This is a genomic window from Marinobacter sp. MIT930201 (assembly GCF_047122665.1).
Taxonomy (GTDB): Bacteria; Pseudomonadota; Gammaproteobacteria; order Pseudomonadales; family Oleiphilaceae; genus Marinobacter; species Marinobacter salarius.
The window spans coordinates 3,125,023-3,146,601 of record NZ_CP138916.1; the positions used below are offsets into that span (position 1 = coordinate 3,125,023).

The 21,579-nt window shown below is 58.1% G+C and carries 19 protein-coding genes; 6 read left to right on the plus strand and 13 right to left on the minus strand.

The features are described from left to right. Positions 1 to 22 precede the first annotated feature (22 nt). From SIC19_RS14255 to SIC19_RS14265, 3 genes are all read right to left on the minus strand, one after another. Positions 23 to 1,252: a DUF445 domain-containing protein gene (locus tag SIC19_RS14255; RefSeq protein WP_127401835.1), complete on the minus strand. Its 1,230-nt coding sequence runs from the start codon at positions 1,250 to 1,252 to the stop codon at positions 23 to 25. A gap of 261 nt (positions 1,253 to 1,513) precedes the next feature. Continuing rightward, positions 1,514 to 2,248 (minus strand): 16S rRNA (uracil(1498)-N(3))-methyltransferase, encoded by a 735-nt coding sequence (locus SIC19_RS14260; RefSeq protein WP_127401834.1) that lies wholly within the window; start codon positions 2,246 to 2,248, stop codon positions 1,514 to 1,516. Between the two features lie 8 nt (positions 2,249 to 2,256). Continuing rightward, a complete protein-coding gene (locus tag SIC19_RS14265; RefSeq protein WP_041334068.1) occupies positions 2,257 to 3,609 on the minus strand; it encodes an adenosylmethionine--8-amino-7-oxononanoate transaminase in 1,353 nt (450 codons plus the stop codon). 182 nt (positions 3,610 to 3,791) lie between these two features. On the opposite strand from SIC19_RS14265, the gene SIC19_RS14270 reads away from it, so the two are divergent. Beyond that, positions 3,792 to 4,280, plus strand: coding sequence for a DUF2505 domain-containing protein (locus SIC19_RS14270; RefSeq protein WP_036208948.1), 489 nt, complete (start codon positions 3,792 to 3,794; stop codon positions 4,278 to 4,280). Between the two features lie 18 nt (positions 4,281 to 4,298). Here the strand turns inward: SIC19_RS14270 and SIC19_RS14275 are convergent, their stop codons facing one another. From SIC19_RS14275 to SIC19_RS14305, 7 genes are all read right to left on the minus strand, one after another. Then, positions 4,299 to 5,045 (minus strand): amino acid ABC transporter ATP-binding protein, encoded by a 747-nt coding sequence (locus SIC19_RS14275; protein ID WP_036208977.1) that lies wholly within the window; start codon positions 5,043 to 5,045, stop codon positions 4,299 to 4,301. 13 nt (positions 5,046 to 5,058) lie between these two features. After that, positions 5,059 to 5,730: an amino acid ABC transporter permease gene (locus tag SIC19_RS14280; RefSeq protein ID WP_041334074.1), complete on the minus strand. Its 672-nt coding sequence runs from the start codon at positions 5,728 to 5,730 to the stop codon at positions 5,059 to 5,061. 69 nt (positions 5,731 to 5,799) lie between these two features. Beyond that, on the minus strand, positions 5,800 to 6,558 hold the full coding sequence (locus tag SIC19_RS14285) for a transporter substrate-binding domain-containing protein (protein ID WP_075194435.1): 759 nt from the start codon (positions 6,556 to 6,558) through the stop codon (positions 5,800 to 5,802). 228 nt (positions 6,559 to 6,786) lie between these two features. Next, positions 6,787 to 7,656, minus strand: coding sequence for a methylenetetrahydrofolate reductase [NAD(P)H] (gene metF, locus SIC19_RS14290; protein WP_041334077.1), 870 nt, complete (start codon positions 7,654 to 7,656; stop codon positions 6,787 to 6,789). A gap of 15 nt (positions 7,657 to 7,671) precedes the next feature. Then, positions 7,672 to 9,066, minus strand: coding sequence for an adenosylhomocysteinase (ahcY, locus tag SIC19_RS14295; RefSeq protein WP_127401832.1), 1,395 nt, complete (start codon positions 9,064 to 9,066; stop codon positions 7,672 to 7,674). 57 nt (positions 9,067 to 9,123) lie between these two features. Beyond that, a complete protein-coding gene (gene metK, locus SIC19_RS14300) occupies positions 9,124 to 10,314 on the minus strand; it encodes a methionine adenosyltransferase (RefSeq protein ID WP_127401831.1) in 1,191 nt (396 codons plus the stop codon). 147 nt (positions 10,315 to 10,461) lie between these two features. Continuing rightward, positions 10,462 to 11,463 carry a metalloregulator ArsR/SmtB family transcription factor gene (locus SIC19_RS14305; RefSeq protein ID WP_091642941.1) on the minus strand — a complete coding sequence of 334 codons (1,002 nt, stop codon included), beginning with the start codon at positions 11,461 to 11,463 and terminating at the stop codon, positions 10,462 to 10,464. 245 nt (positions 11,464 to 11,708) lie between these two features. Between SIC19_RS14305 and tkt the strand changes: the two genes are divergently transcribed. The 4 genes from tkt (at position 11,709) to fba (ending at position 17,178) form a co-directional block, all read left to right on the plus strand. Further along, positions 11,709 to 13,709: a transketolase gene (gene tkt / locus SIC19_RS14310; protein WP_127401830.1), complete on the plus strand. Its 2,001-nt coding sequence runs from the start codon at positions 11,709 to 11,711 to the stop codon at positions 13,707 to 13,709. Next, entirely contained in the window at positions 13,709 to 14,737 is a 1,029-nt protein-coding gene (gap, locus tag SIC19_RS14315; RefSeq protein ID WP_036208995.1) for a type I glyceraldehyde-3-phosphate dehydrogenase, read from the plus strand. Before tkt ends, gap begins: the two co-directional genes overlap by 1 nt. Positions 14,738 to 14,764: 27 nt before the next feature. After that, positions 14,765 to 15,925 (plus strand): phosphoglycerate kinase, encoded by a 1,161-nt coding sequence (locus SIC19_RS14320; protein ID WP_127401829.1) that lies wholly within the window; start codon positions 14,765 to 14,767, stop codon positions 15,923 to 15,925. A 188-nt stretch (positions 15,926 to 16,113) separates the two neighbouring features. Continuing rightward, complete coding sequence (fba, locus tag SIC19_RS14325; protein ID WP_127401828.1) at positions 16,114 to 17,178, plus strand: class II fructose-bisphosphate aldolase; 1,065 nt, start codon at positions 16,114 to 16,116, stop codon at positions 17,176 to 17,178. Between the two features lie 139 nt (positions 17,179 to 17,317). Here fba and SIC19_RS14330 read toward each other — a convergent pair whose 3' ends face one another. Continuing rightward, complete coding sequence (locus SIC19_RS14330) at positions 17,318 to 18,100, minus strand: substrate-binding periplasmic protein (RefSeq protein WP_127401827.1); 783 nt, start codon at positions 18,098 to 18,100, stop codon at positions 17,318 to 17,320. A gap of 48 nt (positions 18,101 to 18,148) precedes the next feature. Beyond that, positions 18,149 to 18,322 carry a DUF6435 family protein gene (locus SIC19_RS14335; RefSeq protein ID WP_127401826.1) on the minus strand — a complete coding sequence of 58 codons (174 nt, stop codon included), beginning with the start codon at positions 18,320 to 18,322 and terminating at the stop codon, positions 18,149 to 18,151. A 283-nt stretch (positions 18,323 to 18,605) separates the two neighbouring features. Between SIC19_RS14335 and SIC19_RS14340 the strand changes: the two genes are divergently transcribed. Further along, a complete protein-coding gene (locus tag SIC19_RS14340) occupies positions 18,606 to 20,546 on the plus strand; it encodes a methyl-accepting chemotaxis protein (protein WP_127401825.1) in 1,941 nt (646 codons plus the stop codon). Positions 20,547 to 20,561: 15 nt separating this feature from the next. On the opposite strand, the gene SIC19_RS14345 is transcribed toward SIC19_RS14340, so the two are convergent. After that, positions 20,562 to 21,527, minus strand: a complete 966-nt coding sequence (locus tag SIC19_RS14345; protein WP_036209028.1) for an NAD(P)H-dependent flavin oxidoreductase — start codon at positions 21,525 to 21,527, stop codon at positions 20,562 to 20,564. Positions 21,528 to 21,579 lie beyond the last annotated feature (52 nt).

Sequence of the window (21,579 nt, forward strand, 5' to 3'; positions counted from 1 at the left end):
CAGGCTTTTTGGCACTAGAGCCTCAGAAAACAGAGCCTCCGAAGACGAACACCAATTGGCAGATACCGGCGGCGAAACCCAGGAAGGCGCCCACCAGGATCAGTTTGATTTCGTCCTCCTGGAAGCAGGGTCGAAGAAGGTCTTGAAATTCCTCAGATGAGAGGGCAATCATGCGCTCCACCATGATGCTTTCCACGGCCCTTGCCCGGTCGGTTTCGAACACCGGGTTATTGAAGGAGGTTTGCGAAATTTCGATGGCTTTTTTGCCGACCTGGTTCTTTAGGGTCGCAAAGCCTGTTGGTCCAAACGCCATCTGAGTCAGGGCCTTACCCATGCCGGCGGTTTCGTCCACCAGGGGTTTAATGTGTTTTTTGACCATGTTGCGGGCCCGGTCGCCCTTTGGGCCCTCCAGTATGGCGTTGATGATGTTGCCAACCGTGAGTATTTCGTGGGTGACGATGTGGCAGAAGGATTCGGCGACTTCCTGCTGGCGTTTGAGGAACAGTCCCTGGAATCGGAAAGGGCCGACTTTCTTTTCGTGCAAGGGCCGGAAGATCACGTTCAGCGCGATCCAGTTGGTTGCCCAGCCCACCATCAGGCCGAAGAAAGGCAGTACCCACCAGCTTTGGTAGAAATACCAGACGGTCATCTGAACCAGGCCGAACAGGAAGCCGAAATAGAACCCGGAGTTGATGATGAAACGGAATTCCACTTCCCCGCACTCGATGAAGATCCGGTTCAGCAGCCGTTTGTCCTTGGCCAGGCGTTCGATGACCATGCTTTTGATGTCGAGCAGGTCTTCGATGTTGTCGGAAACGTCACCCACCAGGTTGTCCACCAGTTGCGGGGTGGACTTGCGTACCCGGTCGTAGACCATGTTCCTGGCTGAGGAGGGCAGGTTTTCCCAGAAGGTGGGATATTCCTTGAGCATCAGTTCGTCGACGTATTCTTCGGTGCGGGGTTCGACGGTGTAGAGGATGTGGGCTGCCAGTACCTTGGGGTCGATTTGCTGGAAGATTTCCTGCACGGTGCCAATCTTGGAGATGGTGGCGTCGACGCTGATGGCGGCCATTTTTCGGGCCTTTGAGGGGATGATGCCCTGCCAGCCCAGTAACGGGGGCTTGCCGACGAATTCCAGCGGGTAGAAAGTCATTTTGATGGCCAGCCAGTTCGTGGTCCAGCCGATCAGGGCGGCAATGACGGGGATACTGAGGTATTGCCAGAATTCTGGGGTGCTTAGCAGGCTTGTCATCCGGTGTTCGCTTTTTGGGTTCTGGAGTTTGCTGCATTACGGGGAGGCCTTTCCAAAACACGCTCCTTGCGGCACATCCCTGTGGCGCTTGGGCTCCGCCATCCATGGCTCCGCACAGTTTTGGAAAGGCCTCCCCGTAATACAGCCCCGACTACAGAGCTATCCTCAACAGACTTATCACTCGACAGGGATAATGTTGTCGGGGGCCGGCTCTGTCAATGACTTGCGCGCCAGATTGAGATGGCGGCACAGTCGGTAGGCTCAACCGCCGATATCACCCCACAACCACTGACACAGCGCCATGGCGGCAACCGGGGCGGTTTCGGTGCGTAAAACGCGGGGGCCGAGGGCAACGGGGAGGAAGCCGGCGGTTTCGGCAGCGGTGATTTCGTCCGGGCTTAGGCCGCCTTCGGGGCCGATCATCAGCGCGACGCGAGCGGGCTTGGCAAGGGTGTCCAGGGATTGTTCGGTGCGGTGGTGTAGAACCAGGCGCAAGTCGCAGTCACCCGAGCTTTCAAACCATTCCGACAGTGTCATCACCGGTACTATCTCGGGCACCCGGGCTCGGCCGCATTGTTCGGCGGCGCTGATAGCGACGGATTGCCAGTGGCGCAGGCGTTTGTCTTCACGGTCGCCTTTGAGTTTGACGTCGCAGCGTTCGGTGGTCAGCGGTACGATGCGGGTAACGCCCATTTCCACGGCTTTCTGAACGGCGTAGTCCATACGGTCGCCTTTCGACAGGGTTTGCCCGAGTACGACCTCCAGATGGGACTCGGTGACATTGGCGGACGGCGTTCCTACCTCGACCGACACGTGTTTCTTGCCGGCCTCGGTGATGGTGGCGGGGTAGTCGTTGCCGTCGCCATTGAACAGCAGCAGCTCCTGGCCGGGTTGCATGCGCAGCACACGGCCGACGTGTTGCGCTGCATTGTCGTCCAGGCCGGCCGTGGCGCCTTCACTCAGGGGTGAGTCGGTGTAGATGCGGGGGATGCGCATGGTGTTTGTCAGTCCCGTACGGCGATTTCGATGCCTTCTGTGGCCACTTGGGCCAGGTGGCGGATCTGTTCTTCGGTGATCACGTAAGGGGGCATAAAGTAGACTACGTTACCCAGTGGCCGCAATAGCGACTGGCGGGTGAGCGCATGCTGGTATACGCGGATGCCGCGCCGCTCCTGCCAGGGGAAGGGCTCTTTGGTGGCTTTGTTTTTCACCATTTCCACCGCCAGGGTCATGCCGTGCTGGCGGATGTCGCCGACGTTGGGGTGGTCCGCCAGGTGGGCGACGGAGTCTGCCATACAGGTGCTCAGGCGTTTGTTGTTTTCGATGACGTTGTCGTCGCGGAAGATGTCCAGGGTGGCCAGCGCCACGGCGCAACCGATGGGGTTGCCGGTGTAGCTGTGGCTGTGCAGGAAGGCCTTCAGGGTTTCGTAATCGTCGTAGAAGGCGTTGTAGACGGTGTCCGTTGTCAACACCACCGACAATGGCAGGTAGCCCGCGGTCAGGCCTTTGGACAGGCACATGAAATCCGGAGTGATACCGGACTGCTCGCAGGCGAACAGGGTGCCGGTGCGGCCGAAGCCAACTGCGATCTCGTCGGCGATCAGGTGCACGCCATATTTGTCGCAGGCTTCGCGCAGTTTGGTGTGGTAAATCGGATGGTGCATGCGCATGCCCCCTGCGCACTGAATCAGTGGTTCGACCACCACGGCACAGATTTCGTCATGCTTTTCGGCCAGTAGCGCGTCCATGGCCTCGAACTGCCGCAGCGCGTACTCCTCGTCGGTCTCGCCCGGCTCCTTGTTGAACGCATCCGGGGAGGGCGCGGTCATGACTTCCATCAGCAGCGGCTGATAGGTGTCCTTGTAGAGGGCAACATCGCCCAGTGCCAGTGCCCCCAGGGTTTCGCCATGGTAGCTGTTGCTCAGGTTGACGAAGTTTTTCTTGCCCGGTTTGCCCTGATTCTTCCAGTAGTGGAAGCTCATCTTGAGCGCGGCTTCAATCGCAGAAGAGCCGTTGTCGGCGTAGAAGCACTTATTGAGGCCTTCAGGGGTCACTTCGATCAGTCTCTCGGAGAGGCTGACCACCGGCTCGTGGGTAAACCCCGCCAGGATCACATGCTCCAACTGACCAATCTGCTCCTGAATAGCCGCGTTGATTCTGGGGTTCGCATGGCCGAACAGGTTGACCCACCAGGAGCTCACGGCGTCGATGTAGCGGTTGCTTTCGAAGTCCTCAAGCCAGACACCTTCGCCCCGTTTGATGGGCACCAGGGGCAAGGTGCCTTCGTGGTCTTTCATCTGGGTGCAGGGGTGCCATACGGATTTGAGGCCGCGGGCGACGAGGTCAGCGTTGCGCATGATAAATCTCCATCAAACGGTGGGGTTCTGTCAGGTTCCAACAAAAGGTCGGCTGTTAACCAGTGCGAATATTACAGTTAACAACGCCTGCTGACCACTATGCCATCCACCGATGACCGGCGGGCCAATGTGTGAATGAAACTCACCGCGCACAATCAGGCCATTCTTTTACGGAGGCCTTTATGGAACTGGAATTGAGACATTCATACGATGCTGGCCTGGACCGGGTGCTTGGGGCTTTCTTCGACGAGGCCCATATCCAGGAGAAAAACCAGCGGCTGGGTTCGCGCAATGTGAATATACCGGAGCTGACCCGTGACGACTTGTCCGCGAAGGTTGTGGTTGAGCGTGAAATGACGGCCTCCACCGAGGTGCCCGGCATCCTGGCGAGCTTTCACAAAGAGTGGAATCGCGTACGCCAGGAAGAGCACTGGTTCCGCAAGGACGACGGGGAATGGCATTGCGAGTTCCGGGTAAAAATTGAAGGCGTGCCCGCGAAGATCAAGGGCAATATGCGCCTGCAGGGCACAGACCAGGCCTGCATCAACTACGTTACGCTGAATGTCTGGTGCGAAGTGCCGTTACTGGGCAAGAAGATTGCGCGGTTTCTGGCGGATGATTCCCATACCAAGATCGAGAAGGAGTACAGGATCACCCGCCAGTTGCTTTAACGCGTCTGGCGGGGTAAGTCAGTGCGCCAACACCCGGCTCAGGAATGCCTGGGTGCGTTCATTCTGCGGATTGTCGAACACATCCGCCGGTTTGCCTTCCTCGACAATCTGGCCTTCGTGGATGTAGATCACGCGGTCGGCCACTTCCCGGGCGAAGCCCATTTCGTGGGTGACCACCATCATGGTCATACCTTCCTTGGCCAACTCTCGCATCACGTCCAGCACTTCGCCGATCATTTCCGGGTCCAGCGCGGAGGTGGGTTCGTCGAACAGCATCAGCCGGGGTTCCATGGCCAGTGCGCGGGCAATGGCTACGCGCTGCTGCTGGCCGCCCGAGAGCTGGCTGGGAAACTTGTCAGCCTGACTGCCGATACCGACGCGGTTCAACAGTCTCTCCGCCGTGGCGTTGGCGACGGTTTCGGGGGCATCCTTGACCTTCCTGGGCGCCAGCATGATGTTCTTTTTCACCGTCAGGTGCGGGAACAGGTTGAACTGCTGGAACACCATGCCGACTTCCTTGCGGATTTCAGCCAGGGCTTTCGGGTTGCCACTCTTCGGGGCAAGCTCGTTACCGTCCACCACCAGCTTGCCGGACTCGAACTCTTCCAGGCCGTTAACGCAGCGGATGAGGGTGGATTTGCCGGAGCCACTGGCGCCGATAACCACCACCACTTCGCCGGCTTCAACGGTCAGGTCAATTTCCTTGAGGACATGCAGGGTACCGAAGTACTTGTTCATGCCCTGCATTTGCACGATCTGTGTCATGGGTACCTATCCTTCAGACAGAAGCCAGTCCGCGCCGCTCTATCAGGCGGAGCACGAGTGAGAGGGAGAGGGTAATCGCGAGGTACATGATCGCCACCACGAAGTAGACCTCGAAGGCGGTAAAGGTGTTGGCGATGTACACCTGGCCCTGGCGAACCAGCTCGCCCACACCGATGACCGAGAACAGTGACGTGTCCTTGATACTCACGATCGCCTGATTGCCCAAGGGCGGAATCATGCGGCGGAAGGCCTGGGGCCAGATAATCGACCAGAAGGTCTGGGAGCGCGACAGGCCCAGAGAGAGGCCGGCCTCGGTCTGACCCTTGTCGATGGATTGCACGCCGCCCCGGACCACTTCGGAAATATAGGCGCCGGAGTTCAGGGCAATGGCGGCGATACCGGCGGTCAGCGGGTCAATCGGGCCGCCAACCAGATCGGGCAGACCGTAGAAGATAAACAGCACCTGCACGAGAATGGGGGTGCCGCGGAAAATTTCGATGTACGCGGTTGCGGGCCAGCGAAAAAACCATTTTTTGTTGATGCTCAGCAGGCCGAAAATAATGCCCAGCACAAAACCAATGGCGAGGCCGCCAAAAGAAATAAGCAGGGTATAGGGAATACCTTTGAGCAAATAAGGAACGGCGTTGATGGCTGCCTGCCAGTCAAACTGAAACTGGAATTCCACAGTGGATGTCTCCGTTGGATGGGGAGTTACCAGCCGGGGCGTTGTACACCCCGGCTGTGGTTTTCAGTTTTACATGTCTTCCGGCATGGGGCCGAACCACTTCTCGTAGATTTTCTTGTAGGTGCCGTCTTCCTTGATGGAAGCCAGGGCTTCGTTAACGTCATCCACCCACTCACTGCCGTTTTTCAGGGCGATGCCGTACTGCTGGCCTTCGTACAGCTTGCCAACGGTTTTAACTTTGCCTTCACCACGGGTGCTGGCGAAGTAGCCAACGTTAGGCGCATCGTAGAACACAGCGTCAACGGCGCCTGACATAAGCGCCATGTACATGTCTGAGCTGCCTGGGTAGGGCGTTACGCCGTCATTTTCGTCCAGCGTTTTCATCAGGTAGTCGTAGCTGGTGCTGCCGATCTTGGTGCCGATCTTCACACCTTCGAGGTCTGAAATTTCCTCGACTTTTCCATTGTCCTGGCGCACCAGGATGCGCAGGCCGGAGTCGTAATACGGATCGGAGAAATCAACGATTTCTTCACGCTCTTCGGTGATGGTGATCCCGGCAATGGCGATGTCCACGTTGCCCGTCTGCAGGGCAGGGATGATGCCGTTAAAGTCCATGGTGTTCAGGTCGATCTCAAAGCCGGCACGGTCTGCCACTTCGCGGATGATCTCCATGTCGAAACCGATCATCTCGCCGGTTTCCTGATCCATCATTTCGAACGGCACGAAGCTGGGGTCGGTGACGACGCGCAGGGTCTCTGCGCTGGCAGTGCCTGCGGCAACGGTAAGTGCCAGTGTTGCGCCAACCGTCTTAAGCCATTTGGTGCTCATACAATCTCCTGTTTTTACTTTTGTTGCCCGTGCACCCGGTGGAGTGCTCCAGAAATGCGGGCTGATCAAGCCTGTTCTTTCCGGGGGCGGTTTGTGGAACTGCAACCCTTACACTTTAGACCATCAGGCGGAGAAATGCAGAAAATCAAATGGTTGGAGGGGGAGCCCTCTCCCATGGAGGGAGAGGGTTTGGGGAGCGTTGGGGAGAGTTGGGGAAAGCAGCGAATCTTAAAACGCAATCTTCTCCCGCTCACCAATCCCCAGGTTTTTCCAGATACTCTGGCTCGGTTCCGCCTGGTTCAGGGTATAGAAGTGAAGCCCGGGCGCCCCGGCGGCAAGCAGTTTCGCGCACATTTCGGTGACCACTTCCTCACCAAACTTGCGGATGCTGTCGCTGTCGTCGCCGTAGGCTTCCAGCTGCTTGCGGATCCAGCGGGGGATCTCCGCACCGCACATGTCCGAGAAGCGGGTCAGGTTGGAGAAGTTGACGATGGGCATAATGCCCGGCACCACCGGAATGGTAACGCCCATCTTCTCCAGACGGTCGATAAAGTAGAAGTAGCTGTCCGCGTTGAAGAAGTACTGGGTGATGGCGCTGTTGGCGCCTGCTTCAACCTTGCGGGCGAAGTTCTTCAGGTCGTCTTCCGCGGTGCGGGCCTGGGGGTGGAACTCCGGGTAGGCCGCTACTTCAATATTGAAGGTATCGCCGCTGTACTCGCGGATAAAGCTGACCAGCTCATTGGCGTACCGCAGTTCACCGGCGGCGCCCATGCCTGATGGCATGTCGCCACGCAGGGCGACGATGCGGTTAATGCCGTTGTCGCGATAGACATCCAGCAGTTCCGCAATGCTGTCGCGGGTGGCGCCCACGCAGGACAGATGCGGTGCGGTGGACACGCCCCGTTTGTGAAGGTCCAGCACCGTCTGCACGGTGCGGTCCCGGGTGGAGCCGCCGGCACCGAAGGTGACCGAGAAGAAATCCGGGTCAACCTCGGCCAGCGTATTGCGCACGCCCTGCAGCTTTTCCCAGCCCTTGTCGGTCTTGGGCGGGAAAAACTCAAAGCTGAAGCGGCGTTTGAACTGTTTCTGGGTTTCCATGCTGCTACTACCTGATCAGTACTTGTAACTTTCCGGCTTGTACGGGCCTTCGACCGGTACACCAATGTATTTCGCCTGCTCCGGTGTCATTTTGGTGATCACGCCACCAAAGCCTTCCACCATGGCACGGGCCACCTCCTCATCCAGCTGCTTGGGCAGAACCTGAACATAGATACCCTTCTCGCGGGCGTCCTCCGGAAGATCGGCAAACTTGCGCTCGAACAGGTGCATTTGCGCCAGCACCTGGTTGGCGAATGAGCCGTCCATGATCCGCGACGGGTGGCCGGTGGCGTTACCGAGGTTCACCAGGCGGCCTTCGGACAGCAGGATCAGGTGGTCGTTGGTGGCCTTGTCGCGATACACCACGTGCACCTGCGGTTTGACCTCGTCCCACTCCCAGTTCTTGCGCATATAGGCGGTGTCGATTTCGTTGTCGAAGTGGCCGATGTTGCACACCACGGCACCGCTCTTGATGGCCTTGAGCATGTTGGCGTCACACACATTCATGTTGCCGGTGGTGGTCACCAGCAGGTCGGTGTTCTGCAGCAGCGCCTTGTCCACGCCCGCTTCGGTGCCGGTGTTCACACCGTCCAGGTATGGGGACACTACCTCGAAGCCATCCATGCACGCCTGCATGGCACAGATCGGGTCGGCCTCGGTGATCTTGACGATCATGCCTTCCTGGCGCAGGGAGGCCGCAGAGCCCTTGCCCACATCACCATAACCAATCACCAGCGCTTTCTTGCCGGCCATGAGGTGGTCGGTGGCGCGCTTGATGGCGTCGTTCAGGCTGTGGCGGCAGCCGTACTTGTTGTCGTTCTTGGACTTGGTAACCGCGTCGTTGACGTTGATGGCCGGCACTTTCAGCTTGCCGTCACGCAGCATTTCCTGCAGGCGGTGTACGCCGGTGGTGGTTTCCTCGGTGACACCGTGGCAGTTAGCCAGAATCTCCGGATACTTTTCATGGAGCAGGGCCGTCAGGTCGCCGCCGTCGTCCAGAATCATGTTGGGTTCCCAGCCCTCTACGTCGGCGCCAACGGTGCGTTCGAGGCACCAGTCGTATTCTTCGTCGGTCTCACCTTTCCAGGCGAAAACAGGGACACCACTCTCGGCAATCGCGGCGGCTGCCTGATCCTGGGTCGAGAAGATGTTGCACGATGACCAGCGCACTGTGGCGCCCAGCTCAACCAGTGTTTCGATCAGCACGGCGGTCTGGATGGTCATGTGAATGCAGCCCATGATGTTGGCGCCTTTCAGCGGCTGCTCGGTTTTGTATTTCTCACGCAGGGCCATCAGCGCAGGCATTTCGCCTTCGGCGATGTTGATTTCCTTACGGCCCCAGCCCGCGAGAGAGATATCGCGAACTTTGTAATCATCGAATTGCTTCAGTTTTTCTACCGGAGTGCTCATGGTGTTCTCCCGTCGTATAAATAGTGGTGATGGTCGTGTGTACGACCGGTCTTCAAATCAAATACCAGAGGCATCCTTCAACAGGTCAGCCCGATCTGTCTTCTCCCATGGGAAGGCAGTAAACGTCTTGCCGCCAACCGTCATCTCAACCGGCTCGCGACCAAAGTGGCCGTAGGCCGCGGTGGCCCGATACATCGGGTGCAGCAGGTCCAGCATGTTGGTAATTGCATACGGGCGAAGGTCGAAGTGCTCGCGGACCAGCTTGATGATCTTGTCGTCGCTGATCTTGCCAGTGCCGAAGGTGTTCAGGGAGATGGACGTTGGCTGCGCCACGCCGATGGCGTAGGACACCTGGATCTCGCACTTTTCAGCCAGGCCAGCGGCGACAATGTTCTTCGCCACGTAACGGCCGGCGTAAGCGGCTGAACGGTCCACCTTGGACGGGTCCTTGCCGGAGAAGGCGCCGCCGCCGTGACGGGCCATGCCGCCGTAGGTGTCGACAATGATCTTGCGACCGGTCAGGCCGCAGTCGCCCACAGGGCCGCCGATCACGAACTTGCCAGTCGGGTTGATGTGGAACTGGGTATCCTTGTGCAGCAACTCCGCCGGCAGAGCGTGCTTGACGATCAGTTCCATGACGGCTTCTTTCAGATCTGCCTGGGACACGTCTTCGTCGTGCTGGGTGGACAGAACAATGGCGTCGATGCCGGTGACCTTGCCGTTTTCATAGCGGCAGGTGACCTGGCTTTTCGCATCGGGGCGCAGCCATGGCAGCAAGCCGCTCTTGCGGGCTTCGGCCTGGCGTTGTACCAGACGGTGAGAGAAAGTGATCGGGGCCGGCATCAGCACGTCGGTTTCGTTGCTGGCGTAGCCGAACATCAGGCCCTGGTCGCCGGCGCCCTGGTCTTCCGGCTTCTGGCGGTCAACGCCCTGGGCAATGTCCACGGACTGCTTGCCGATGATGTTGATAATGCCGCAGGTGTCACCGTCGTAGCCCACGGTAGAGGAGGTGTAGCCGATGTCCTTGATCACGCCGCGCACCAGGTCTTCCAGATCCACCCAGGCGCTGGTGGTGATTTCCCCACCGACGATAGCGACCCCGGTCTTTACCATGGTTTCGCACGCAACCCGGGCATGGGGGTCGTCGACCAGAATGGCGTCGAGGACGGCATCGGAAATCTGGTCAGCCAGTTTATCAGGGTGGCCTTCAGAGACCGATTCGGAAGTAAAGACGCTGTAATCAGACATAGGGTTGTTCCTCTGTGAGCGTTGCAAATTCGGGCCGGCAATGGGTTCTTGATTGAGGCCGGCAGTTTTGATGTTGGTATCGTAAATCAGTTTTCTGAGTCTGCATATTTCTATATCAAAAAAAATTGATACAGTTTTGTTTCTGTCCTATGTGGACTCTGCGGTTTTCCAGAATTCTCTCACCTGCACCTGGAAGCCGTTTCTCAGCCCGATGAACAGCGACTCACCCGCAGCCAGGCCTGCATCGGTGGCCCAACTGGTAAGCTCTTCCGGTTCAAAACCCAGCCACAGATCGCCGCAGGCTTCCTTCGCCCAATCCTGGTCATGGCTGCACAGATCACTGACAAACAGGCAGCCACCGGTGTTCATCAGTGCCGAGGCATCCAGAAAAATGTCCGCGGGGCTGGGTACGTGATGCAGGACCATGTTGGCCACCACCAGGTCAAAATCGTCACCACGAGCCAACAGGTTGTCGGTAACACCTTCAATCAAATCGACGTTGTTCAGACGTTCTTCGATGCAGGTACGGGTGGCCTTGGCCAGCATGTCGCGGGAGTTGTCCAGTGCCACCACGTGATTGCAGATCTTCGAGAGCACCGGCAGGAATGCGCCTTCACCGGGGCCGATTTCCAGGGCCGTTTTCCAGTCATGACGCTCGGAACGATTACGAATCAGGTTCGCCACCGGTTCGGCGTAGAGGTCAAACGCGGCAATGAGTTCCTGTTGCTCCCGGAATTTTTCGGCGTAACGGGAGAAGAAGGCCTGGGACTGGTCCGCGCGCTGATTGCGGATGGCTTCGATCTTTTCCTGCAGATGCTCAGGCAGCGGAATACGGTCCACGCTCTGGAAAACCTGGCGGATGGTCTGGTCCGTCAGCTTGTCGCTTTCGAGGTTCAGGGGGCGCCGGTAGAAAATGGCGTTGCCTTCCCGCTGGGGTTCCAGCAGTCCTGCCTTGTGCATCACCTTCAAATGATGGCTCATGCCCGACTGGCGCATCTCGAAGAGCTGGCTCAGCTCCAGTACGCCAAAGGTGTCCCGACGCAACACCCGCAGAATCTCCAGGCGTAACGGGTCACCGCTCGCTTTGAAGATCGGTGCCAGGGCGTCCACGGAGGACAGGTCAGTTGCAGGTGTGGTCATGGATGTCATGGGAAAGAAGTGTAGGCATGTCTTTCCGGGCAATCAACATCTATATCAAAATAAATTGATATAGATTTAGATCTGTTTGAAAAATCAGATAAAATTTCTGTGCAAAAATTCCGGCGTTGAAAACATCCGTAAAACTTCCATAAAAAGAGTGTCGCCGATTTGCCCCGGTGGTCACTAATCGGCGAAAATACGCGCCTTCTTTTTAACCGTTCACCTTTTGCCGACCAAAAACTGGAGAAACGTCAATGCCGTCTCGCACAGATCTCGCCAACGCCATTCGCGCGCTGAGCATGGATGCGGTTCAGAAAGCCAAATCCGGCCACCCGGGCGCGCCCATGGGTATGGCGGACATCGCCGAGGTCCTCTGGAACGATTTCCTTAGCCACAACCCGGCAAATCCCAATTGGGCTAACCGTGACCGGTTTGTGCTGTCCAACGGCCATGGCTCCATGCTGCAGTATTCCCTGCTGCACCTGAGCGGCTATGACGTCTCCATCGACGACATCAAGAACTTCCGTCAACTGCACTCCAAAACCCCGGGCCACCCTGAGTACGGTTATACACCGGGCGTTGAAACCACCACGGGGCCGCTCGGGCAGGGCATTGCCAATGCGGTCGGCTTTGCGCTGGCGGAGAAAACCCTGGCGGAGCAGTTCAACCGCCCTGGCCACAATGTTGTTGATCACTACACCTACGCCTTCCTGGGCGATGGCTGCCTGATGGAAGGCATTTCCCACGAGGTGTCTTCCCTGGCCGGCACATTGGGCCTTGGCAAGCTGATCATGTTCTACGACGACAACGGCATTTCCATCGACGGTGAAGTGGACGGCTGGTTTACCGACGACACGCCCAGGCGTTTCGAAGCTTATGGCTGGCAGGTCATTCCCGAGGTTGATGGCCATAACCCGGAGGCCGTTCGCGCTGCGATTGAGGCCGGCCGGGCGAACACAACTCAGCCCACACTGATTTGTTGCAAGACCATCATTGGTTTTGGTTCACCCAACAAGCAAGGCACCGAAGCCTGTCACGGCGCTGCGCTGGGTGAGGACGAAATTGCACTGACCCGCGAGAAGCTGGGTTGGAACCACGGTGCTTTCGAGATCCCGTCTGAAGTATACGGTGCCTGGGATGCCCGTGAAAAAGGCGCCGCCGCGCAGGCTGAGTGGGAGCAGGCGTTTGCTGCCTACGAAAAGGCGGAACCGGAACTGGCCGCTGAGCTCAAGCGTCGTATGGCCGGAGAACTGCCGGCGGACTTCTCCGAGAAGGCCCAGGCGTATATTCAGGAGTGCCAGGACAAAGGCGAAACTGTTGCCAGCCGCAAGGCGTCCCAGAACACCCTGAACGCCTATGGCCCGATGCTGCCGGAACTGCTGGGTGGCTCTGCCGACCTGGCGGGCTCCAACCTCACCATCTGGAATGGCAGTAAGCCACTGACCAAAGAAGACGCCAGCGGTAACTACGTTTACTACGGTGTTCGCGAATTCGGCATGGCAGCCATTATGAACGGCGTCGCCCTGCATGGCGGCTTCGTACCTTACGGCGCTACCTTCCTGATCTTTATGGAGTACTGCCGTAACGCCGTGCGCATGGCCGCGTTGATGAAACAGCGCTCCATCTATGTGTTCACCCACGACTCCATCGGCCTGGGCGAAGATGGCCCAACGCATCAGCCCATCGAGCAGTTGGCGAGCCTGCGCACCACGCCTAACATGAGCACCTGGCGTCCGGCGGATGCCGTTGAGTCAGCGGTCGCCTGGAAAGCTGCCCTGGAGCGTGTCGATGGCCCGACTGCGCTGGTCTTTTCCCGTCAGGGACTGCCGCACCAGCAGCGTGATGCCGAGCAACTGGCCAACATCGCCAAGGGTGGCTACATCCTGTCAGACAGCGAAGGCACGCCGGACCTGATCCTCATCGCCACTGGTGGTGAAGTGGGGCTGGCTCAGGACGCGGCCGAAGCGCTGCGCCAGAAGGGTAACAAGGTTCGCGTGGTGTCCATGCCATCCACAGACACCTTCGACGCCCAGAGCGCCGCGTATAAGCAGGAAGTACTGCCGCTTGAAGTGACCAACCGGATCGCCGTCGAGGCCGCTATTGAAGATTACTGGTACAAGTACGTTGGCCTGGACGGCCGCGTGGTGGGCATGAGCACCTTCGGTGAGTCTGCGCCTGCCGGTGAGCTGTTCAAGGAATTCGGCTTTACGGTAGACAACATTGTCGCTGTGGCCGGGGAGCTGCTGGAAGCCTGATGAGCACCGCTGCACCGTATCGCATCGCCATCAATGGATACGGCCGTATCGGCCAGTGCGTCTTGCGTGCACTCTACGAGAATCGTTTTCGCGATCACCTTCAGGTGGTCGCGATTAACGAGCTGGCGGACATCGATACCATTGCCCATCTCACCCGCTACGACTCCACCCATGGTCGATTCCAGGGTGAGATAAACGTTGAGGGAGATTCCCTGCTGGTAAACGGGGACCGTATTCGCGTCGTCCGTTGCGCCGAAGCATCGGAGCTGCCCTGGGACGAGCTGGGCATTGATCTGGTGCTGGAGTGCTCCGGTGCTTTCACCGACCGCGCGACGGCCGAGCAACACCTGAAGGCTGGTGCTGAACGCCTGCTGTTCTCACAACCGGCGGAATCCGATGTGGATCGCACCATTGTTTATGGCGTGAATCAGGACCAACTGGCCGAGTCTGACCGTATCGTGGCTGCTGCCTCCTGCACCACCAATTGCCTGGTACCGGTTATCCAGGTACTTGATGAAGCATTGGGGGTGGAGCACGGCACGACAACCACTATTCATGCGGCCATGAATGACCAGCCGGTGATCGACGCCTACCACCATCAGGACCTGCGCCGAACCCGCAGCGCCCTGCACAACATTGTTCCGGTCGACACAGGCCTTGCGAAGGGCATTGAGCGCTTGCTGCCTCACATGGAAGGCAAGTTCAGCTCGGTGGCCATGCGGGTGCCCACCATGAACGTGTCGGCAATCGACATGGTGGTGAATGTCAGAGAAAACACCTCGGTGGAGGCGGTGAACAACTTACTAAAAAACGCCGCCCATGGCCCGCTGAAACACATTCTGGGCTACACCGATGAGCTTCTGGCCAGCTCCGATTTTAATCACGACGCCCACTCCGGCATCGTCGACGGAGGCCAGACGCGCGTAACCGGCGGCACCATGGTGAAGGTGCTGTGCTGGTTTGATAACGAGTGGGGGTTCGCAAATCGGATGCTGGACGTCAGCAAACACTGGCTCTCCAGCCACTGACACATTTTGATCAGGGGATGAACAACGATGACTATCAAGAGAATGACCGATCTGGATCTCGCCGGTAAGCGGGTACTGATTCGTGAAGACCTCAACGTACCGGTAAAAAATGGTGAAGTGTCCAGCGACGCTCGCATCCGTGCCTCGCTGCCGACGATTAAGGCGGCGAAGGACGCAGGCGCAAAGGTCATGCTGATGTCCCATCTCGGCCGCCCGGAAGAAGGCGTTTACGACGAAGCCTCCTCCATGAAACCGGTGGCCGACCACCTCAGCAAGGTACTGGGTCAGGACGTTCGTCTGATTACCGATTACCTCGAGGGCGTTGATGTAGCCGACGGCGAAGTCGTCCTTTTCGAAAACGTCCGTTTCAACAAGGGCGAGAAAAAAGACGACGAAGAGCTTTCCAAAAAGTACGCTGCGTTGTGTGATGTCTACGTGATGGACGCCTTCGGCACCGCCCACCGCGCCCAGGCCTCTACCCATGGCGTTGCCCGCTTCGCCCCGGAAGCCTGCGCTGGCCCGCTGCTGGCCGCAGAGCTGGAAGCCCTCGGCAAAGCCCTGGATAACCCGGCCAAACCCGTGGTTGCGATTGTCGGCGGCTCCAAAGTATCCACCAAACTGGACGTGCTCAACGCCCTGGAAAAAGTCTGCGACTCCATCATCGTCGGTGGCGGCATCGCCAACACCTTCCTGGCAGCCGCTGGCCATCCGGTCGGCAAATCCCTGTGTGAACACGACCTGATCGACACGGCCCGCGAAATCGCCTCCCGCGTTGAAATTCCGCTGCCTGTAGATGTAGTTGTCGCCAGCGAATTCGCTGAAACAGCGAAAGCCACCACTAAAAAAATTGACGACGTGACCGAAGACGACATGATTCTGGACGTCGGTCCCGAAACCGCCTCCAAATTCGCCGGCTTGCTGAAGTCCTCCAAGACCATTCTTTGGAACGGCCCGGTCGGCGTCTTCGAATTCGACCAGTTCAGCAACGGCACCCAATCCCTGGCGAAAGCCATCGCCGAAAGCGACGCTTTCTCCCTGGCTGGCGGCGGTGATACCGTCGCTGCCGTTGACAAGTACGGTGTGAGTGACAAGATTTCGTACATTTCCACCGGTGGTGGTGCTTTCCTGGAATTCGTGGAAGGTAAAACCCTGCCAGCGGTTGCTGTACTCGAACAGCGCGGCGTATAGCACAAGCTTGAATCGCGAGGAGGGCAGAGACACTCTCCCGGGACCGTCAAAAACATGGATGTTTTTGTCGAGCGTACACGGACGTATTTACAGCGTGTCCCGGGAGAGTGTCTCTGCCCTCCGACGCAGACTCCAAACCAGAGAAGTCTGCCAAAGACATTGTTTAATAAACCAAGGAGACAACCCCAATGGCCCTGATATCGATGCGGCAACTGCTGGACCACGCCGCCGAGCATGGTTACGGTGTACCGGCGTATAACGTGAACAACCTTGAGCAGATGCGCGCCATCATGGAAGCGGCTGACAAAACCGACTCCCCGGTGATAGTCCAGGCCTCAGCCGGTGCCCGCAAATACGCCGGTGCCCCCTTCCTGCGTCACCTGATTCTGGCGGCCATTGAGGAGTTTCCCCATATTCCGGTGGTTATGCACCAGGACCATGGCACCAGCCCGTCCGTGTGCCAACGCTCTATCCAACTGGGCTTCAGCTCGGTGATGATGGACGGCTCCCTGGGTGAAGACGGCAAAACCCCGACCGACTACGAATACAACGTCGATGTTACCCGTCGCACCGTTGAGATGGCCCACGCCTGTGGCGTCTCTGTAGAAGGCGAGCTGGGTTGCCTGGGCTCCCTGGAAACCGGGCAGGCCGGCGAAGAAGACGGCATTGGCGCAGAGGGCACCCTGGACCACAGCCAGATGCTGACCGATCCGGAAGAAGCGGCGGATTTCGTCAAGAAAACCCACGTGGACGCCCTGGCCATAGCCATCGGAACCAGCCACGGTGCTTACAAGTTCACCCGTCCGCCGACCGGTGACATCCTTGCCATCGAGCAGATTAAAAAGATCCATGCCCGCATCCCGGACACCCACCTGGTTATGCACGGCTCCAGCTCCGTGCCCCAGGAGTGGCTGAAGATCATCAACGAATACGGCGGCGAGATCCCGGAAACCTACGGTGTGCCGGTTGAGGAAATCGTTGAAGGCATCAAGCATGGCGTTCGCAAGGTCAACATCGACACCGACCTGCGCCTGGCCAGTACCGGTGCAACCCGTCGCTTCCTGGCCCAGAACCCGGCCGAGTTCGACCCGCGTAAATTCCTGAAGGCGACCATGCAGGCGATGACCGACGTTTGCGTCGCCCGCTACGAAGCCTTCGGTACTGCCGGCAACGCCAGCAAGATCAAACCGGTCAACCTCGAGCGTATGTTTGAGCGGTATGCTTCTGGTGAGCTGGATCCTAAGGTTCGATAAGCACTGGGCTTTGCCTCTGTAGCCTGCTGATTTCGCGGGCGCGCACCGGTGGCAGAGACTGCTCAGAAAACGCCCGTAAATACGTCCATGTAGGGCTTGGTTGCGTCACCCCTGGCGCGCCAAATTTCTGAGCAGTCTCTCAGTGTCTGTCGGCTCCAAAGATCCGGTTGATGGTTCCATCCTGTTTCATGTCCTCCAATGCCTCATTGAAGCGAGGAACCTCCGCCCCGATTGGTGACGACTTTGACAGACCAATGAAGAATGGAACCGCCTTGAACGGACCCCGCTGGTGAGTGAGCTTTTTCCGCAGGTTCGGGCGGTCTTCAATGGCAGATTCACCAGCAACCCGATTGACAAGAAAAATGTCGATTCGCCCCAGAGCAAGCCTCAACATGTTGCTGAGAATGGTTGGGCCCGGGTCTACCTTCAGCCGGTATTCCTTAACCGCCTGGTCAAAGGCCTCTCCATAGTTGAATCCTTCCGTCAGCCCTATCCTCAGTCCCTGAAAGTCTTTGAAGGTTCGGAAGTCTCGCTCAAAAGTACGGCTTTTCAAGGCCCAGACCACGTTGGCATCCTGATGGACCGCCACGGAGAAACTCAGGTATCGGGATCGATCCTTATTGCGGGTCAATAACATCACGCCATCGTATTTGCCTTCTTTAGCCCATAAGAGGCAGCGCTTCCAGGGCAGAAGCCTGAGGTGAAATGCCATGCCCAGGCGTTGTTCCAGTTCCTCGAAAAGCTCAACCGCCATGCCGGCTTTGGGGGGCAGGCTGGTCTCGCCGACTGTGTAGGGGGGCCAAGGGTCTTCGCAAAAGCGGTAGGTGGGCTGAAGCTGATCGTTCGCGGCAGAATGGAAGCTGAGAGCCGCAAGCAATGGCATCAGTATGTATCCGACAAAACGCCGTAGTGTATGGTTCATGATGCCATCTGTTTTCTATATGTAGACCGATTCACCGGAAAATACGTTTTAGCCTTTGGTGGAAAGCTTTTCAATCTCTGCGTAAATTTTTTCCGCTTCCTCCATCAACGTGCCATGGGTACGTAAGTCACCGTTGCGCTGGGCGTGGAGCGCCTTCTGCAACTTGGCCTCGTATTCCTTCTGCAGCTTTTTCTTCGGATCGCCCTTCGGAAATCCCAGCATTCTCGATCACCTGCTTTCATTGATGTGTCCAGTAGCTTACGCCCATTGGCCTGGAAAGTTCACAAACGAGTCCCCGTATCGCTAACGGTCTTCGTCAGGCGGGCGCCAATGAGAGAGCGACTGACTCCCAATTTCAAACAATTTCACGGGGTTGTTACAAAATCGGTACACGAACACGTCACCCCGTGGTCTACGTTTTGCTCTATAGTCAGGCATAAGCATGGCCGGGCAGGCCACGTCCTGCCGCCGGGATGTGTGATTCAAACGTGTTGACGGAGTCCGTATGCCCCCTCGTTTTCTGAAGGCACTGGTAACCAGCCGCTTGCTGCGACCTGTTTTCCTGATCCTGATTGTTGCTGGCGTGGTGCAGGTGGCCATGAGCCAATGGCTGATTTCCAACCAGGTGAACAGCCTGGTCGAGACCGCCGGTTCCGCTCTTGAGGCCAGTAGTCGGGAAGTCAGTGCGTCGTTTGGTGACACGCGCGAAGACGTCCGTAATCGCCTGCAGCTCATGCAGCAGAGGACCACGGAAGAGTTGGCGGGTGAATTGACGCGTCAGCAGACGGCACAACAGGAGCGGGTGGCGAACAACGTTCGGTCAGCGGTCATGTCTGAAGCGCAGGGGCTGGCGGAGGTACTGGCGGCGGTCGCTGCGCCACTGATCTGGGATCGGGACGTGCCGCGGTTGACGGATCTTATTGAGCTGGCGGATGCCCGGGAGTCGGTTCTTTTTGCGATTTATTACGATCAATATGGGGAAAGGCTGACCCGTTATGTTGATCGCACGGATGATCGCGTACGCACCTTAATGGAGCAGGGGGAAGGCCGTGGTGCAGCAAACAAAGTTCTGGATGCGGCAAGTCGCGATCCCAATGTGGTTATTATCACCGCCGATATAAAACCCCAGGGCACGGCGATTGGTCAGCTGAAAATGGGGCTCTCACTGGAAGGGATCAACCGTGACCTCGCTGCCCTGGAAGAAGAATTCAGTGAGACCATCACCGGCAGTATCGACGCGCTGCGCCAGACTTTGGAGGCTGAGACCGGAGAGGTCAACCAGCGCCTGCAGCAACAGCTTGCCACCATGGGTGAAGACACGCAGGCACGTATTGATAGCACCGTGGAGGCACTGGATCGTGAGGCAGATAGCCTTTCCTCCAATCTCTCATTCCTTGCCATCGGCTCCGTGGTTGTGCTGATCGTTCTGGTGGCGGCCGTGCTCGGCGGCGGTCTTCTTCCCCGTGTGCTCCGGTTGAGTTCGGCGATCTGGCAGATAGCCGACGGTGAGGCCGATCTGACCCGACGGGTATCCCTCAAGGGCCGCGACGAACTGACGGAAATGGCACGGGGCATGAACCAGTTCATTGCGCGCATCCAGGAGTTGGTGTCAGAGGTAAAGTCGTCCGCCGAATCAGCCGCTGAGAGAGCCAGAGAACAAGGTCAGATCAGCCGCGATGCGGTATCGGCCGTTAATCGCCAGCAGCAGGAAGTGGCGGAGGTGTCGGAGACCATGTCGGCAATGTCGGGCAGCATTGCCGAAGTGGCTGACAGCGTCCAGGAAATAGCCGGTTCCGTCCAGAACGTAAACGCGGAGAGTGAGGCAACGGCATCGATTTCCCGTGATGTAAGAGGGCGTCTGGATCAGGTTGTTGCTAACGTGGAGCAGGCCGTCGCGGCGGTCAATGAGCTGAACAGCCAGAGTACGGAAATTGATTCCGTGCTCTCGGTAATCGGAGCTATTGCTGAGCAGACCAACCTGTTGGCGCTTAACGCTGCCATTGAAGCGGCGAGGGCGGGCGAATCCGGGCGCGGCTTTGCGGTCGTGGCCGATGAAGTGCGTACCCTGGCCAGCCGCACCCAGGAATCCACCACGGAAATTCAGGGCATTATTGATCGCCTTCAGCGGGGCAGCCGCCAGACCGTGACCGTGATTGATCAGGTTTCGGGGCAGGTGGCGGAATCGTCCGCCGAATTCCGTCGCGCCGACGAGCACTTCGACCAGATCAACCAAATGCTGGGTAGTTTGCAGAAACGCGCGCTTGAGATTTCGGCGGTTGCGGAAGAGCAGAGCAGGAATGCGGGGGAAGTCAGCGTCAGCGTGACGGACATTGCCCGCCTGTCCGGTGAAACCGTTGACGCCATTGAGCGCTCAGATCAGGCCAGCGGGCAGATCGGGGAACTACTGGACACCCTGCAGGGCAAGGCATCCCAGTTCCGGGTATAAGTGCGCTCGGCGGCTCTACTCACAGAGCCGCGCACGGGCACGTCGATATTCATCACCAATTCGCCCGACAAGATCGCTGACCGATACAACGTCGGTGATCTGGCTGACGCCCTGGCCGGCGGACCAGACGGTTTTCCAGGCTTTGGCTTCGTCGTCCACGGGCTTGAGCTTATCGCCGTAATTCAGCTCACCGGCCTGGTTCAGTTTATCCATGGGGTAGCCGGCGGCTTCCAGACTCTGACGCATAAAGTTTGCGGGAATCCCTGACACCGCCGGCGTGTGGATGATATCGCCCGATACCGCTTCGATGATCATGTTCTGGTAGGCCGCTTCCGCCCGCGATTCCGTGGTATTGATAAATCGCGTGCCCAGATAGCAAAGGTCAGCGCCCATCGCCTGGGCGGCCAGAATATCTTCGCCTTTGGAAAGCCCGCCGGCAAGCAGGATCACGCCCTCGAATACCTCTCGGATTTCGTGCACCAGCACGAACGGATTAATGATGCCGGCGTGTCCGCCCGCACCGGCAGACACCGCGATAATGCCATCCACACCTGCTTCGGCTGCTTTGCGGGCGTGTTTCTGGTTGGTGACATCGTGGAATACCAGGCCGCCGTAACTGTGCACCGCTTCGGTCACTTTGGTGGCGGCTCCCAGTGAGGTGATCACTATGGGCACCTGGTGTTTCACGCACAGGTCCAGATCGGCCTCCCAGCGCGGGTTCGTGCGATGAACGATGAGGTTCACGGCGTAAGGCGCGGCTGTTTGGTCCGGATGGGTTTCCCGAAAGTCTTTCAGGCCTTCGTTCATCTGAATCACCCATTCCTCGAAGCCTTCGCTGGTGCGCTGGTTCAGGGCCGGGAAGCTGCCAACAATGCCCTGCTTGCAGCAGGCCAGCGCCATCTCCGGGCCGGAGATCAGGAACATGGGTGCCGCCACCAGTGGGAGGCTCAGCGATGTCTTCAGGGATTCGGGTAAGGCCATGAGAATTCCTTAATTTTTGTTGGAACTTATGTAATGTATAAAGATCTTAGCG

Bases quoted from the DNA above. Each gene is read 5' to 3' on its own strand.
- SIC19_RS14255 (WP_127401835.1), bottom strand. From the start codon at position 1,252: ATGACAAGCCTGCTAAGCACCCCAGAATTCTGGCAATACCTCAGTATC.
- SIC19_RS14260 (WP_127401834.1), bottom strand. From the start codon at position 2,248: ATGCGCATCCCCCGCATCTACACCGACTCACCCCTGAGTGAAGGCGCC.
- SIC19_RS14265 (WP_041334068.1), bottom strand. From the start codon at position 3,609: ATGCGCAACGCTGACCTCGTCGCCCGCGGCCTCAAATCCGTATGGCAC.
- SIC19_RS14270 (WP_036208948.1), top strand. From the start codon at position 3,792: ATGGAACTGGAATTGAGACATTCATACGATGCTGGCCTGGACCGGGTG.
- SIC19_RS14275 (WP_036208977.1), bottom strand. From the start codon at position 5,045: ATGACACAGATCGTGCAAATGCAGGGCATGAACAAGTACTTCGGTACC.
- SIC19_RS14285 (WP_075194435.1), bottom strand. From the start codon at position 6,558: ATGAGCACCAAATGGCTTAAGACGGTTGGCGCAACACTGGCACTTACC.
- metF (WP_041334077.1), bottom strand. From the start codon at position 7,656: ATGGAAACCCAGAAACAGTTCAAACGCCGCTTCAGCTTTGAGTTTTTC.
- ahcY (WP_127401832.1), bottom strand. From the start codon at position 9,066: ATGAGCACTCCGGTAGAAAAACTGAAGCAATTCGATGATTACAAAGTT.
- metK (WP_127401831.1), bottom strand. From the start codon at position 10,314: ATGTCTGATTACAGCGTCTTTACTTCCGAATCGGTCTCTGAAGGCCAC.
- SIC19_RS14305 (WP_091642941.1), bottom strand. From the start codon at position 11,463: ATGACATCCATGACCACACCTGCAACTGACCTGTCCTCCGTGGACGCC.
- tkt (WP_127401830.1), top strand. From the start codon at position 11,709: ATGCCGTCTCGCACAGATCTCGCCAACGCCATTCGCGCGCTGAGCATG.
- gap (WP_036208995.1), top strand. From the start codon at position 13,709: ATGAGCACCGCTGCACCGTATCGCATCGCCATCAATGGATACGGCCGT.
- SIC19_RS14320 (WP_127401829.1), top strand. From the start codon at position 14,765: ATGACTATCAAGAGAATGACCGATCTGGATCTCGCCGGTAAGCGGGTA.
- fba (WP_127401828.1), top strand. From the start codon at position 16,114: ATGGCCCTGATATCGATGCGGCAACTGCTGGACCACGCCGCCGAGCAT.
- SIC19_RS14330 (WP_127401827.1), bottom strand. From the start codon at position 18,100: ATGAACCATACACTACGGCGTTTTGTCGGATACATACTGATGCCATTG.
- SIC19_RS14335 (WP_127401826.1), bottom strand. From the start codon at position 18,322: ATGCTGGGATTTCCGAAGGGCGATCCGAAGAAAAAGCTGCAGAAGGAA.
- SIC19_RS14340 (WP_127401825.1), top strand. From the start codon at position 18,606: ATGCCCCCTCGTTTTCTGAAGGCACTGGTAACCAGCCGCTTGCTGCGA.
- SIC19_RS14345 (WP_036209028.1), bottom strand. From the start codon at position 21,527: ATGGCCTTACCCGAATCCCTGAAGACATCGCTGAGCCTCCCACTGGTG.